Here is a 14,155-nt window from a genome sequence, read left to right as displayed (position 1 = left end):
GAGCGCCTAAACCATTTGCGCCCCGATTTCCAGCCTGAAAGGCCTTCCATGCCCCCGTTCTGGACGCCCGAGCGCCACGCCGACCGCCGCCCTGCCCTGCTCGCGCGCAACCGCATTCAGGCCGCGATCCGCGGCTGGCTGGCGGCAGAGGATTTCGTCGAAGTCGATCCCTGCGCTCTGCAGGTCTCGCCCGGCAACGAGGCGCATCTGCACGCCTTCGCCACCGACATGATCGGCAATGACGGCGCGGCGCGGCGGATGTATCTGCACACCTCGCCCGAATTCGCGATGAAGAAACTGCTGGCGGCGGGCGAGCCGCGCATCGCCGCCTTCGCCCATGTTTGGCGCAACCGCGAGGCGGGCAAGCGCCATTCGCCCGAATTCACCATGCTCGAATGGTATCGCGCGGGCGAAGACTACACCGCGCTGATGGCGGATTGCGCGGCGATGCTGCGGCTGGCCGCGGAGGCAGCGGGGTCGCCCGTGCTGCGTTATGGCACCGCCGAGTGCGATCCCTTCGCCGAACCTGAGCGGTTGTCGGTGGCCGACGCGTTCGAACGCCATGCCGGGATCGACCTGCTCGGCACCTGCAACGGAGCGGAAACGGACGTGGCGGCCCTGCGCGGGCAATGCGAGGCGATCGGCTTTGCGGTTGCCGATGCGGATAGCTGGTCCGACATCGTCTCGAAACTGCTGGTCGCGAAGGTCGAACCGCATCTGGGCCATGGCCGCGCGATGATTCTGGACCGCTATCCACTAGCCGAGGCCGCGCTGGCCCGCCCTGCCCCGGATGACGCCCGCGTGGCCGAACGGTTCGAGCTTTACGCCTGCGGGGTAGAACTCGCCAACGGCTTCGGCGAGCTGACCGATCCGGCCGAGCAGCGCCGCCGCTTCGAGGCCGATATGGACCTGAAGGAACAGCTCTACGGCGAGCGTTACCCGATCGACGAAGACTTCCTCGCAGCGCTCGAGATCATGCCCGAAGCGTCGGGCATCGCGCTCGGCTTCGACCGGCTGGTGATGCTCGCGACCGGCGCGCCGAAGATCGAGGATGTGCTCTGGGTTCCGGTGGGCGGCGCGACGGGTTGAGGCTCAGCCCTTCCCGCCCTTCTTCTCGGCCGCATGATCGGCCAGCACCTTGAACGGCACCACCCGCAGCGCATCGCGATGGGTCGAGGCCAGCATCACCTCGGGCGCGCAGCCCTCCTGCACCGCCTGCAAAAAGCGCGACGCGCACAGGCACCAGCGGTCGCCCGGCTTGAGCCCCGGAAAGTCGTATTCGGGGCGCGGCGTGCTCAGGTCGTTGCCGAGATATTTCGAGAAGGCGAGGAACTCCGACGTCATCACCGCGCAGACCGTATGCGAGCCGCTATCCTCCCAGCAGGTGTTGCAGCTGCCATCACGGAAAAAACCGGTCCGGGGCTTGAGCGAACAGGGTTGCAAGGGGCCGCCCAGAACGTTGATCGCCTCATACATCTGCATCGCGCGGCCCTCCCCTTTCAGGAAACCTCGGCGATGCGGCGCAACATGGCAAGGTTTTCCTCTTCGACGCCCTCCTCCTTGAAACGCCAGTCGGCGGCGTTAATCGCGATCACCGCGTCGGTCGCGGGGCTGACATAGATATGCTGGCCATAGATGCCGCGCGCGAAATAGTCGCCGCCGTGATCCGCCGTGTCGACGGGCACCCACCATTGATAGCCGTAGCCCTCGCCCTTCGGCGCCTGCAGCGCGGTCGATTTCGTAACCCAGTCCTCGGGCACGATCTGGCGGCCGTTCCAGAAGCCCTTTTGCAGGAACATCTGGCCGAAGCGCGCATAGTCGCGCGTCCGCAGGTTCAGCCCGCCAAGTACGAAGCTGACGCCCAGCCCGTCGGTCAGCATCACGGGCGCGGCCTCCAGCCCCATCGGCACGATCAGCAATTCGCCCATCACCTGCGCCGGGTCGGCCCCGGTCGCGCCCGCAATGACCATGCCCAGAACATGCGTGTCGATCGAGACATAGAGCATCCGCGCCCCCGGCTCCGCCTCGCGGATCTTGAGCGAGGCTGCGAAGGCGTCCATCGACCGCCCCATCGCCAGCACACGACCCATCTTGTTGATATCCGAATGGAAATCCAGATAGTCCTCGTTGAACGCCACGCCCGAGGACATCACCAGCGCATCTCGAATCGTGACGCCGTCATAGCCCGACCCCTTCAGCTGCGGTGCAAAGCGGGTGAGCGGCGCGTCGAGATCGGGGATGACACCCTGATGGTGCAGGATCCCCAGCGTGGCCGAGAGGAAGCTTTTCGCCATCGACCATGAGATCCGCAGATCCTCTGGCGCAGTGCCGCGGAAATAGCGCTCATGCGTGATCTGGCCATGGCGCAGCGTCACCAGCGCGGTGATCCCGCGCCGCTCGATCCAGTCGTCGACACCATCGGGCAGCGCATCCTCCGCTCCGCGGGGCAGGTCCGACACCGGCCCGTCGCCACGCGCAATCTCGCGCGAATGAAACAGCGCGGGCATGTTGGAGAAATTGCCGACGATCCGGTCGGGCTCGAACAGCCGGTTCACCGCGCGCAGCCGCGCGATCTCGTCGCGCTTCCACCAAGCGAGCCCCGCAATCGGCAGCGCCGCCGCCATGCCGACACGGATCGCTCCGCGCATCGCCTTTTGTCCAAGCTGTTTCATCGCACGTCCCCTCACCGCATGTCGTCACGGCAAGCAAGCACGCAGCACGCCGCCGCGGCAAGGAGAACCGGGCGTCATCGCGCAAACGCGACCTGCCCAAGGGTCAGTAGATATAACGGATCTGGTCGGTCCAGTAGCGCTCCATCCGGCGCAGCGTGTGGTTCATTTCTTCCATCGCTTCGAAGGTGATGACGCCGCGCGTCTCCATCCCGCAGGCATGCCGCTCGAACAGGTCCGCGACATTGTCGCGCAAGCCCCGTCCTTTCGGCGTCAGGCGCACCCGGACCGAGCGGCGATCGATCTCGCTGCGCTGATGGTGCATATAGCCCGCCTCCACCAGTTTCTTGAGATTGTAGGAGACGTTCGAGCCCTGGTAATAGCCACGGGTCTTCAACTCCCCCGCGGTCACCTCGTTTTCGCCCACGTTGAACAGCAACAGCGCCTGCACCGGGTTGATCTCGAGGATGCCCAGCCGCTCGAACTCGTCCTTGATCACATCGAGCAGCAAGCGGTGCAGCCGCTCCAGCAGCGATAGGCTGTCCAGATATCCCGCCATCAGCCCCGGGCTCGCCGGGACGGACGTCATGTCGCTTGCAGATTTCTGCACGGTCATAGCACTCTCCGCCAGTTGCGCTGCCCCTCAGGCAGGACAGTGGCGGGAAATGGAAAAGATACCGTTAATCGGGCCGAAATCTCTGAAAATTCGCGGAAAACCCGATGAAATCCGGGGTTTCCGCGCGGTTTTCAGCTTTTGGTAATGTGGCGCTCGCGCGCGAATTGGCCGATTTCGGAGAGCAGATCGAGATATTGCGGCGGGCAAGGCTGCGCGCCGGACACCCACGGGTAGAGGTCCTGATCGTTCTCTTCGAGCAGCTGATCGTAGAGTTCGAGAGTGTCGGCATCCAGCTCGGGCAGCCGCGCATCCGCATAAGGCCCGAGGATCAGGTCCATTTCCTTGATCCCGCGCCGCCAGCTGCGCATCTTCATCCGTTTCAGCCGCGCCTCTCGCGTCTCTGCCATCAACTCTCTCCTGCCACCAAACGCTTCTCCAGCCGCGTCAGCCGAACGTCGAGTTCCTCGAGGCCGGACCGCACTTCCCGGATCTCGCGCACAAGGGCGCGTTCCGCCTTTGCGTCTTCTCCCTGTTCGGGCGGGCCGTCAAGCCCTTCGCCCGACCCGGTGAGCAGCCACATCAGCGTGACGTTGAGCATGCCCGACAGCATCTGCAGCCGGTTCGCGCGCGGCTCGAGCACATCCTCTTCCCAAGCCTGCAACGTCTCGAGCCGGACGCCGAGCTGCGTCGCCAGGTCCTCCTGGCTCAACCCGGCCGCTTCGCGCGCCCCCGCGAGCCGGTCGCCGAATGTTGCGCTCGCCTCGCCATACCAATCGTCGACCATGATCTCTCTCCCGCTTTCACTTGAACGCTCTTGGCCCCAAGCCTAGAAGTTTGCCGAACGAGTTACAAATCAAGGGCGACCCGATGGCATTCCTTTCCGACACGCTTGCGCGGGTGAAACCTTCTCCGACAGTCGCGATGACCGGGAAGGTGGCTGAACTGCGCGCTGCGGGCCGCGACGTGATCGGTTTGTCTGCCGGCGAACCCGACTTCGACACGCCCGAGTCGATCAAGGGTGCCGCGAAAGCCGCGATCGCGGCGGGCAAGACGAAATACACGGCAGTGGATGGCATCGCCGAGCTGAAACAGGCGATCTGCGCCAAGTTCGCCCGCGAGAACGGGCTTCGCTACACGCCCGAGCAGGTCTCGGTCTCCTCGGGCGGCAAACAGGTGCTGTTCAACGCGCTGATGGCGACGCTCAACCCCGGCGACGAGGTGGTGATCCCGACGCCCTACTGGGTCAGCTACCCGGATATGGTGCTGATCGGCGGCGGCACCCCCGTCTTCGTGCAAGGTGATCCCGCGATGGGCTACAAGATCAGCCCCGAGGCGCTGGACGCCGCGATCACGCCGAACACCAAGTGGTTCCTGTTCAACTCGCCGTCGAACCCCTCGGGGGCTGCCTATTCGCGCGACGAGCTGAAGGCGCTGACCGACGTGCTGCTGCGCCACCCCCATGTCTGGGTGATGACCGACGACATGTATGAGCATCTCACCTTCGACGGGTTCGAGTTCACCACGCCCGCGCAGGTCGAACCCGCGCTCTATGACCGTACTCTGACGGTCAACGGCGTCTCGAAAGCTTATGCGATGACCGGCTGGCGGATCGGCTATGCGGCCGGCCCGAAAGAGCTGATCGCGGCGATGCGCAAAGTGCAGAGCCAATCGACCTCGAACCCCTGCACGATCTCGCAATGGGCGGCAGTCGAGGCGCTCAACGGACCACAGGATTTCATCGACACGTTCCGCGCCGCCTTCAAGCGGCGGCGCGATCTGGTGGTGGCCGGGCTCAACGCCTGCCCCGGCATCTCCTGCCCGACGCCCGAGGGCGCGTTCTACGTCTACCCCTCGATCAAGGATTGCATCGGCAAGACCTCCGCAGGCGGGTGCAAGATCGAGAGCGACGAGGATTTCGCCAACGCGCTGCTGGAGGAAAACGACGTCGCCGTGGTCTTCGGCGCGGCCTTCGGGCTTTCACCGAATTTCCGCATCAGCTACGCTACATCGGACGCGGCCCTGACCGAGGCCTGCGCCCGCATCAAGGCCTTCTGCGAAGGGCTGACATAAGGCGGACTATTCAAGGGAGATTGGCGAATGACTGACTTGCCCGAGTATTTTTTCCGGGTGAAGGAGAATGGCGCGACGGTGTTTCGCGTCGATACCGAGAACCGTCAGCGCCGGATCGAGATGGACCCGATCGCCAATATCAACATCCGCAACGGCGAGATCAAACCGCAGGGCGACCGGGTTCTGACCGAGCAAGACCGCGCCGAGATCGAGGCATGGATGGCGCATCGCCGCGAGGTGCTCGCCCAGCGCGATGTCGACGACATCCTGCGCGCGGTCGATCACCTCAATCTCGTCGCGCAATGGGCGCAGTCGAAGGCGACCGATGCTCAGCTCGAAGAGATCACGGATACGCTGTTGCTGACGATGCACGACCTGCGCAGTGTTCTGGTGCGCAAGAAGGCCGAGCGGCTGACGAGCGAGGGCTGAGCCCTGCGGCTCGGGCCCATCGACCTCAGCCTTTCGAGATGAACCCGGTGATCGGATAGACGCGGCCCAGCGCGCCGGGGTTGCTCATGACGCGCACGGCGCTCCAGTCATTCTTCTCGGAGACATCCACCACGACCATGTCGAGCGAAACCTTGTTACGCTCCCAGTTCGCGTGATCGACCCGAATCTGACGCGGCGAGTCGACGCTCGAGACGACCGCGATATGGCCCAGCGGATTGCGACGGGTCGCCGAGAAGGCCATCACCGCGCCGACCTTCGGCTGGTGACCGCGCGCATAGAGCCCCTTCGCCTGCGACCACCACGTCTTGGCATTGCCGCGAATGTCGATACCGGAGGCATTGCGCGCGAACGGCACGCACCAGACCCGCTGGCGCTTGGCGCGCATCTGCTTGGCCACCTCGACCGCGTATGCACGGCGTTCGAGATTGACGGCGCCCGCCTCATCCCGTGCGCTTGCGAAGCCCATCCTGTCGCCGGTGGTCGGGGTACAGGCCGAGACGGTCAGCGCCGCGATCAGAACAAGCGAGAGAGGGGCTGCACGGCCCGCAAGGTCAGAGATGGAGAGCATGGGCGATCACTGTCGATGTCGAATTGTTGCGTCTTCGTTACCTCGTTGCATAGCCCTGAATCAGGCTTTGACCGAAGAAGAAATTCGGCGCAGATCAGCGGGTTGGCGAATATCCGCTTACAGAAATGTAATGTAGGGAACTTTTTCGAGCCTCGCGCGGCGCGACTTCAGCGCCGATGGTCCGAGGAACAACGCGCCCGCAGGTGAATCTCGGCCCACGCGAAGCCCGGATCGATCCCCCGTTCGGCGAGCCATGCCTCCTGCAGGCGATAGGCTTCCGGCTCGGCCGCCGCAGGACAGGGCCAGTCCTTGGCTCGAAACTGAGCGCGATGAATGAGCTCATGCAAAAGCGAGGAAAGCAGCATCGGATCGTCCTCCGACCAAGGCGCGACAAGGAAGATCCGGTCCTCGACAAAATCGTAGGCCGCGCGCAGATCGGCATCGACGAGGATATCTCGCCCTTCATAGGTGATGACCTCTCCGCTCTGGCAAAGGAAAATCGCAGGCGCGCCCTCCGGCGCGGCGTAGCCGCTATGCTCTGTGATCCACGCGGTGAGCGGCGCCATCACCGCCTTTGGCACAGCGATCGGCAGCGGCGCGGGACAGGCCCCGACCGCTGCCGGACATACCAGAGCAAGCCCTATGACGATGGCTCGGATCATCCCGCCTCCTCTGAGCACAGGATAGCAGGTACCGGATGCCCTCGGAAATGACGCCGGTCATTGGGCCGGATCGTTCGAGCCGGCCCCTAGTTCGGCATCATCGGCGGCGCCATCACGATATAGGGTGTCTTGGGCGCCTCCCCCGGCGGCAAGGCCTCTGGCATCGGATCCCCCGGCTCGCCGAGCGACTTGATATACTTGTAAAGCGAGCGCAGATCGCTCTCGGGCATGGCATGCACGTTGTAGAACGGCATCGGCGGCTTCGCGTCGAAGGTCTTCGCGAATTCCACGAAACCGTCCTCGTCCATATCCTTGATCTCGTCGCGCAAATTGACCGCATAGGTCGTGCCCCACGGACCCTGCCAGCCGAGCGGTACGCCCTTGAGCGCCGCCTCCGGATCGATCTTGCCGCCGGATTCGTTGTAACCGGCCGTGTGGCAGTCGTGACATCCCGACGTGATCGAGACCAGTCTGCCTCGTTCGACCGAGACCTCCTGCGCGAGCCCTGCCGAAGACCCGGCCAGCGCGGCGAGCGCGGCCAGAGTAATGACGCGTTTCATGGGTATTCCCCCTCTCCCTTTTGACAGACGACCCTCTCCCGGATCGTTTCTCCCTGTGGTCGGGGCTTGTTGCGAAAGCCACCTGACCTAAGGGAAAGGATGCGCCCGGAGGGGCGAGTCGGGCAAGCGATGAAATGACACCCCCCCCTTCAGCGCCGCCATGGTGACCTGGCATCGACTGCCCCGGGTCGCGCCCATCCTCCCCACGGGAGCGCGCGATTTAGATACCGCGCGAGCATGACCAAAATGCAGGCATCAAAGCGAAAGCAGGAAGCGGCGAAGCTGTCAAAACGCCTATCCGACGCTCGGACGCCGCCCGCCGCCTCAGACGCTCACTACCTCGCGCAGCGCCTCGCGGGTGAGCGTCTCCTTCGTGCCCTCCATTGCGACCGCGCCGCGTTTGAGCACGTAGAAACTATCGCCCAGATCATGCGCGAAGTCGAAATACTGCTCGACCAGCACGATCGCCATATCCCCCTTTTCGCGCAGGTAGGAAATCACCCGCCCGATCTGCTGGATGATGTTGGGCTGGATGCCCTCGGTCGGCTCGTCCAGCAGCAGTAGCTTCGGCTTCATCAGCATCGCGCGGGCTATGGCGAGCTGCTGCTGCTGCCCGCCCGAGAGATCCCCGCCCCGGCGATTGAGGAAGTCCTTCAGGATCGGGAACAGCTCGTAAATCTCATCCGGGATGACATGCTCGGATTTCGGCAGACAGGCGAAAGCCGTCTCCATATTCTCGCGCACCGTCAACAGCGGGAAGATCATCCGGCCCTGCGGCACGTAACCCAGACCCGCCTTCGCCATCGCCTGTGGCGGCACGCGCCCCATCTCCGCGCCATCCAGCGTAACAGACCCGCCCGAGCGCAGATGCGTCCCGGAGATCGCCTTCAGCAGCGAGGTCTTGCCCACCCCGTTGGTGCCCATGATGCAGGTCACCTCACCCGCACGCGCCACCATGTCGATCCCGTGGAGGATCTGGCTGCCGCCGTAATGAAGCGTCAGCCCCTCGGTCTTCAGCATCGCGGGTTTTGTCAGATCAGCGGCCAAGATACACCTCGATCACGCGTTTGTCGGCGGTCACATGGTCGAGCGAGCCTTCCGCCAGAACCGACCCCTCATGCAGCACCGTCACCTTGCAGTTCAGACGGCGCACGAATTCCATGTCATGCTCGACCACGACCACGGCATGATCGCGCGCCAGATCGACCAGAAGCGCGGTCGTCTGCTCGCGCTCGGCCAAGGTCATCCCGGCGGCGGGCTCGTCGACCAGCAGCAGCTTCGGCTCCTGCGCCAGGAGCATCCCGATCTCCAACCATTGCTTCTGCCCGTGGCTCAGCTCGCCCGATTTGCGCGGCAACTGATCGGCGAGGCCCACCTGCGCTGCGATCTCTTCGACGCGTGCACGATCGGCATCCCCCGCCTTCCAGCCCAGCACCGCGAAAGGGCTGCGATTGGCCTTGAGCGCCATCATCAAGTTCTCGGTGACGGTCTGATCCTCGAAGACGGTGGGCTTCTGAAACTTCCGCCCGATCCCGATCCGCGCGATCTTCGCCTCATTGAGCCGCAGCAGATTGGTCGAACTTTCGCCCCACAGCACCGAGCCCTCGTCGGGCCGCGTCTTGCCGGTCACGATATCCATGAATGTCGTCTTGCCTGCCCCGTTCGGCCCGATCACCGCGCGCAACTCGGACGGGCCGATATTGAAGCTGAGATTATTGATCGCCTTGAACCCGTCGAAGCTAACGGAGATGCCCGAGACCTCCAGCAGGGTCTGCGCTCCCGCCCCCGGTTTGACCGCGACATTCATTCCTGCGCCTCCTCTTCCCGGAACGAGCCCTTGTCGGGGCCAAGCGGCGCGCCATGGCGGTTCGGGCGGCGGATGCCTTCGAAGAGATCGATCAGTCCCGACAGCCCTTTCGGTGCGAACAAGGTCACCAGCACGAAGGCGAACCCCAACAGCACCTGCCACCAATCGACCCAGTCGATCGTGTAGAAGCCCAGCGGCAGATCGGGGACGCGGCCGCCGGTGAACCAGCTCGAGACGATGGAGACGAAGGCCGCCCCCATTACCGCTCCATAAAGCCGCCCGCGCCCGCCGATAGCGACCCAGACCGCGAGGTAGATCGAGGCGATGGGCGCCATCTCGCCCGGATTGATGATCCCCGCCTGCGGGTAATAGAGCGCGCCCGCAATGGCCGCGATCACCGCCGTCAGGGTGAAGACGAACAGCTTGTAGCCTTCGACCGAATAACCAAGAAAGCGCACCCGCGCCTCGTCGTCGCGAATGCCCCGAATGACCGAGCCGAACTTGCCCGAGACGATCAGCGACGCCGCGATATAGCCAAGCGCGAGCGCAATCGCCGACGCCCAGAGGAACCAGATCGACAGATGATCCTGCCCCGCGCTCACGCCGGGAATGTTCTGCAACCCCGAAAGCCCGTTATTGCCGCGCAGCCCGCTCTCGTTCTGGAAGAGGTAAAGCGACAGCGCAAGCGTCATCGCCTGCGTCAGGATCGACAGATACACGCCCGTCACACGTGAGCGAAACGCGAGCCAGCCGAAGATCAGCGCCAAGAGCCCCGGCACCAGCACCACGAACAAAAGCTGCATCGGCAGGTTGCCCGCGAAGGTCCAGATCGCGGGTAGATCGGACCCGCCCACCACGCCGAAGATCTGCGTGCCGATCGCGTCATTCACCTCCTGCGGTGTCATCGGGAACTCGCCCGCCGATTTCAGGACGATGTCGCGGGTGCGCTCGTACATCAGCCACATGCCGATCATGTAGCCGCCCAGCCCGAAGAAGGCGAAATGGCCGAGCGACAGAATGCCCGTATAACCCCAGACCAGATCCATCGCGATGGCGATCAGGCACAGGCACAGCGTCTTGCCCAGCGTCTTGACCATCGAGGTCGAGATAGCGCCCGGCCCGTAGGCATGGGAAAGCAAAGTGACGCCCAGCGTGAAGACCGCGAGGATCAGCAGGAACCACAATACGGACGGGTTCTTGGCGAGAAATCCGGCTTTCATGCGCGAACCTCCGATGTTGCGGCGGGGGTTTCGCACCCCCGCGCCCCCGCGGGATATTTGGACCAAGAGGAAGGGAAAGCGGTCTGTCTCATGCTCAATCCCCCGCGGCCCGGCCCTTGAGCGCGATGATGCCGCGCGGACGGAACTGGATGAAGATGATGATGAAGAGGATCATGTAGGTCTGGGCCGCGAGCGTATTCGACGGGTTCAGCCATTCGATGCCCTTCTGCAGCACGCCGATCAGGGTCGCGCCCACGAGCGTGCCGAAGATCGAGCCGACGCCGCCGACCACGACCGTCATGAAGCTCTGAACGATATAGTCCTGCCCCATCTCGGAGGTGACTTTCGCGAAAAGCCCGATGGCCACGCCCGCGATCCCTGCAATACCTGACCCAAACCCGAAAGCCAGCATGTTGATCCGGTCCGGGTTTATCCCCATCGAAGCCGCCATCGAGGGGTTCTGCGTGACCGCGCGAACCTCCAGCCCGAGGCGCGTCTTGCGCATCACCCAGAGATAGAGGGCGAGGAACACCAGCGCGAGCACGAAGATCGCGATCCGGATATAGCTGATCGAGACGACATCGTTGAGTGTCCACGCCCCCTCCAGCCACGGCGGCGAAGTCAGAGGACGGGCCTGCGTCCCGAAGATATTCTTGAACAGCTGCTGCAGCGCGATGGAGATGCCGAAGGTGGCCAGCAGCGTCTCCAGCGGGCGTTTGTAAAGATAACGGATCACCAGCCGCTCCATCGCGACGCCCGCGCCGAAGGTGATGGCGAAGGCCAGCGGCAGCGCGATCAGGATCGATAGCGTGTAGTCGGGCACGAAGAGCTGCACGACATAGCCGGTATAGGCCCCCATCGTGATGAACTCGCCATGCGCCATGTTGATCACGCCCATCACCCCGAAGGTGATCGCAAGCCCGATGGCGGCGAGGAAATAGATCGAGGCGAGCGATAGCGCATCGAGACCGAGATCGACCGTCTGCATCCCAGCCACCGTGCGGCTCACGCGGGTCAGCGCGGCCTCGGCGGCGGCGGTCACTTCCGGGTCTGGCTCGGCATAGATATCGGCGAATTGGTGATCGGCGACCAGTGCCTCGGCCTCGGCATCGGTCAGGCGCTGCGGCACCTCTCCGGCGGCGGCCAGCGTCGCATAGGCTTCTTCGCGCTTGGCGGGATCGGCCATCGCGGCAAGCGGCAGTCCGCCCACCTGACCATCCTTCACATGCGCGGCCAAAGCCTGCTGCATCTCGGAGGCCGAAATCCGCGCCGGCGCCATGTCGGCCGAGACCAGCATCGCATAGGCCTCGTCTTCGGAAATATCGCGGCCCGGCTTGAGCGTCTTGGCGACATTGCCCTCGGGCGCGCCATCAAAGACCTTGCGGGTCGTCGCCACCAGAGGGTTCAGCGTGGCACGGAAATCCAGCCCCAGATCGGCCCCGAAACTGTCGATCGCGGCGACGCGCTCCTCGGCATCCTTGCCGAAGCGGATCGTCAGCAAACGCTCCAGACGCTGCTTCTCCGCCTTGATCGAAGGGTCGGGCTCGTCGGGGATCGAGGCGCGCAGGGGCTCCAGATGCGACGCCTCGCCGTTGCGGTCGATCGCGATCAGCGCCTCGCGGCGTTTCTTCGGATCGGGATCGCTGAGCAGGAACCGCACCAGCGCCACGCCGATCTCGGCGCGCACGCCGGAATTGGGCTTCACCTCGTCGATATCGGATTTCGGCGCGGTGCCGGCAGGCTCTCCGGTGACCGGATCGCTCAGTTGGTATTCGCTGCCGGATTTCTTCACGATGAAGAAGGAGCCGTCGCTTTCGCGCAGCCCGACGCGCTTGTCGGCCCAGGCCTGCAGGAAGCGCGAGGCCCCCTCGCCCGAAGCAGCGATTGCCTCGATCACCGGGCCGATGGTCCGGCGCGACGGCTTGGCGACCTGCTTGGCATAGTCCTGAAGAACGGCGCGTAGCCCGAACGTCCCGCCTTGCGTGGCCTCCGCCTGCGGCGCGCTGCCCGCGTCCTGCGCCAGCCCGGGCACGGCCAGTGCCAGAACAATCCCGAGCGCGATCAAAAACTTGCGCATCCCGTCCCCTTAGGATGAAACGGCCGGGAGAGGCGCAGCCCTCCCGGCCAAGACACGATCAGTAGTTCGATTTCTTCTGAACGCAGGTTTCGGTCTCGGTGTTGTACATGCCGCAATCGAGCCCCGGCCAATCAGACTTGAGTACCGCCGATTCCGGCAGGAAGTCGGTCCACGCGTCGCCCGGCACCGGATCGGTCTGGCTGATGATGTCGAACTGACCGTCTTCCTGAATTTCGCCGATCAGTACCGGCTTGGTCAGGTGGTGGTTCGGCAGCATCTTCGCTGTGGAACCGGTGAGGTTGGGGAACTCCTGTCCCGGCATCGCAGCGATGACCTTGTCGACATCAGTGGAGCCGACCTGCTCGACCGCCTGCACCCACATGTTGAAGCCGATATAGGTGGCTTCCATCGGGTCGTTGGTCACGCGGCTGTCGTCGCCGGTGAATTCGTGCCACTGCTTGATGAAGGCCGCATTCTCGGGCGTATCGGCGCTCTCGAAGTAGTTCCAGGCGGCCAGCTGACCGACAAGGTTCTTGAGATCGGCGTCGCCGAGACCGGACAGCTCCTCTTCGCCGACCGAGAAGGCCACGACGGGGATATCCTCGGCGGTGATGCCGGAGGCTGCGAGTTCCTTGTAGAAGCCGATATTCGCGTCGCCGTTGATCGTCGAGATCACGCCGACCTTCTTGCCGTCCGCGCCGAGCGCCTTCACGTCGGAGACGATCTTCGACCAGTCCGACTGACCGAAGGGGGTGTAGTTCACGAAGATATCTTCCTTCGCGATGCCCTTGTCCTGCAGGTAGGCTTCGAGAATGTTGTTCGTGGTGCGCGGATAGACATAGTCCGTGCCCAGCAGCGCGAATTTCTCGACCCCAAGCTCTTCAAGGAAGTAATCGACCGCCGGGATCGCCTGCTGGTTCGGGGCAGCGCCGGTATAGAACACGTTGCGCGAGCTTTCCTCGCCCTCGTATTGCACCGGGTAGAACAGCAGGCCGTTGAGTTCCTCAAGGACCGGCAGCACCGATTTCCGCGACACGGACGTCCAGCAGCCGAAGATCACGTCGACCTTGTCCACGGTGATCAGCTCGCGCGCTTTTTCCGCGAACAGCGGCCAGTCCGAGGCCGGGTCGACCACGACCGCCTCGAGCATCTTGCCGTTGATGCCGCCTTTCTTGTTCTGCTCCTCGACCAGCATCAGGACCGTGTCCTTGAGCGTGGTTTCCGAGATCGCCATCGTGCCCGATAGCGAGTGCAGGACGCCCACCTTGATCTTGTCGTCTTCCTGCGCGAAGGCGAGGCCCCCGCTCATCGAGATGGCCCCGGCCAGCGCCGCGGACATCATCAGTTTACGCCGATTGATCATTTCATTTCCCTCGTTCACGTCAGCCCCGCGCGGCCCTTCAAGGGCTCATTCTGCGGGTGCCGAACCTCCACTATTGCCACCGGTCTCGGGACA

Annotated in this window: 16 protein-coding genes; 3 read left to right on the top strand and 13 right to left on the bottom strand. The window is 64.0% G+C overall.

The window, feature by feature from the left end; genetic code table 11:
- Positions 1 to 48: 48 nt before the first annotated feature.
- Positions 49 to 1,089 carry an EF-P lysine aminoacylase EpmA gene (gene epmA, locus DEM26_RS16445; RefSeq protein WP_109172853.1) on the top strand — a complete coding sequence of 347 codons (1,041 nt, stop codon included), beginning with the start codon at positions 49 to 51 and terminating at the stop codon, positions 1,087 to 1,089.
- Positions 1,090 to 1,092: 3 nt separating this feature from the next.
- Here epmA and DEM26_RS16440 read toward each other — a convergent pair whose 3' ends face one another.
- From DEM26_RS16440 to DEM26_RS16420, 5 genes are all read right to left on the bottom strand, one after another.
- Positions 1,093 to 1,482, bottom strand: coding sequence for a DUF2237 family protein (locus DEM26_RS16440; RefSeq protein ID WP_088720113.1), 390 nt, complete (start codon positions 1,480 to 1,482; stop codon positions 1,093 to 1,095).
- Between the two features lie 17 nt (positions 1,483 to 1,499).
- Positions 1,500 to 2,672, bottom strand: coding sequence for a serine hydrolase domain-containing protein (locus DEM26_RS16435; protein ID WP_109172852.1), 1,173 nt, complete (start codon positions 2,670 to 2,672; stop codon positions 1,500 to 1,502).
- Between the two features lie 103 nt (positions 2,673 to 2,775).
- A complete protein-coding gene (locus tag DEM26_RS16430; protein WP_075776926.1) occupies positions 2,776 to 3,285 on the bottom strand; it encodes a MarR family winged helix-turn-helix transcriptional regulator in 510 nt (169 codons plus the stop codon).
- A gap of 131 nt (positions 3,286 to 3,416) precedes the next feature.
- Positions 3,417 to 3,692, bottom strand: coding sequence for an FAD assembly factor SdhE (locus DEM26_RS16425; protein ID WP_075776927.1), 276 nt, complete (start codon positions 3,690 to 3,692; stop codon positions 3,417 to 3,419).
- Positions 3,692 to 4,069 carry a helix-turn-helix domain-containing protein gene (locus DEM26_RS16420; protein WP_109172851.1) on the bottom strand — a complete coding sequence of 126 codons (378 nt, stop codon included), beginning with the start codon at positions 4,067 to 4,069 and terminating at the stop codon, positions 3,692 to 3,694. Before DEM26_RS16420 ends, DEM26_RS16425 begins: the two co-directional genes overlap by 1 nt.
- A gap of 83 nt (positions 4,070 to 4,152) precedes the next feature.
- Here DEM26_RS16420 and DEM26_RS16415 point away from each other — a divergent pair, with 83 nt between their 5' ends.
- On the top strand, positions 4,153 to 5,355 hold the full coding sequence (locus DEM26_RS16415; protein ID WP_088722509.1) for a pyridoxal phosphate-dependent aminotransferase: 1,203 nt from the start codon (positions 4,153 to 4,155) through the stop codon (positions 5,353 to 5,355).
- A 27-nt stretch (positions 5,356 to 5,382) separates the two neighbouring features.
- Positions 5,383 to 5,784 (top strand): hypothetical protein, encoded by a 402-nt coding sequence (locus DEM26_RS16410; protein WP_075776930.1) that lies wholly within the window; start codon positions 5,383 to 5,385, stop codon positions 5,782 to 5,784.
- A gap of 25 nt (positions 5,785 to 5,809) precedes the next feature.
- On the opposite strand, the gene DEM26_RS16405 is transcribed toward DEM26_RS16410, so the two are convergent.
- The 8 genes from DEM26_RS16405 to urtA form a co-directional block, all read right to left on the bottom strand.
- Positions 5,810 to 6,373 carry a CHAP domain-containing protein gene (locus DEM26_RS16405; RefSeq protein WP_109172850.1) on the bottom strand — a complete coding sequence of 188 codons (564 nt, stop codon included), beginning with the start codon at positions 6,371 to 6,373 and terminating at the stop codon, positions 5,810 to 5,812.
- A gap of 167 nt (positions 6,374 to 6,540) precedes the next feature.
- Positions 6,541 to 7,035: a DUF6647 family protein gene (locus DEM26_RS16400; RefSeq protein WP_109172849.1), complete on the bottom strand. Its 495-nt coding sequence runs from the start codon at positions 7,033 to 7,035 to the stop codon at positions 6,541 to 6,543.
- A gap of 86 nt (positions 7,036 to 7,121) precedes the next feature.
- The gene (locus tag DEM26_RS16395; protein ID WP_109172848.1) at positions 7,122 to 7,595 is read right to left on the bottom strand and encodes a c-type cytochrome; all 474 of its coding nucleotides are present in this window, start codon (positions 7,593 to 7,595) and stop codon (positions 7,122 to 7,124) included.
- A gap of 324 nt (positions 7,596 to 7,919) precedes the next feature.
- A complete protein-coding gene (urtE, locus tag DEM26_RS16390) occupies positions 7,920 to 8,615 on the bottom strand; it encodes an urea ABC transporter ATP-binding subunit UrtE (RefSeq protein WP_075776995.1) in 696 nt (231 codons plus the stop codon).
- Between the two features lie 16 nt (positions 8,616 to 8,631).
- Positions 8,632 to 9,402, bottom strand: a complete 771-nt coding sequence (gene urtD / locus DEM26_RS16385) for an urea ABC transporter ATP-binding protein UrtD (RefSeq protein WP_109172847.1) — start codon at positions 9,400 to 9,402, stop codon at positions 8,632 to 8,634.
- Positions 9,399 to 10,622: an urea ABC transporter permease subunit UrtC gene (gene urtC / locus DEM26_RS16380; protein WP_109172846.1), complete on the bottom strand. Its 1,224-nt coding sequence runs from the start codon at positions 10,620 to 10,622 to the stop codon at positions 9,399 to 9,401. Before urtC ends, urtD begins: the two co-directional genes overlap by 4 nt.
- A 94-nt stretch (positions 10,623 to 10,716) precedes the next feature.
- Positions 10,717 to 12,699 (bottom strand): urea ABC transporter permease subunit UrtB, encoded by a 1,983-nt coding sequence (gene urtB, locus DEM26_RS16375; protein WP_109172845.1) that lies wholly within the window; start codon positions 12,697 to 12,699, stop codon positions 10,717 to 10,719.
- A gap of 58 nt (positions 12,700 to 12,757) precedes the next feature.
- On the bottom strand, positions 12,758 to 14,062 hold the full coding sequence (urtA, locus tag DEM26_RS16370) for an urea ABC transporter substrate-binding protein (RefSeq protein WP_199224684.1): 1,305 nt from the start codon (positions 14,060 to 14,062) through the stop codon (positions 12,758 to 12,760).
- Between the last annotated feature and the right edge of the window lie 93 nt (positions 14,063 to 14,155).

Origin of the sequence: Thioclava sp. NG1 (assembly GCF_003122275.1) — a bacterium.
GTDB classification, from domain to species: Bacteria; Pseudomonadota; Alphaproteobacteria; order Rhodobacterales; family Rhodobacteraceae; genus Thioclava; species Thioclava nitratireducens.
Note: the sequence above shows the minus strand (reverse complement) of the source record. Positions and strands in the feature narration are given on the sequence as shown.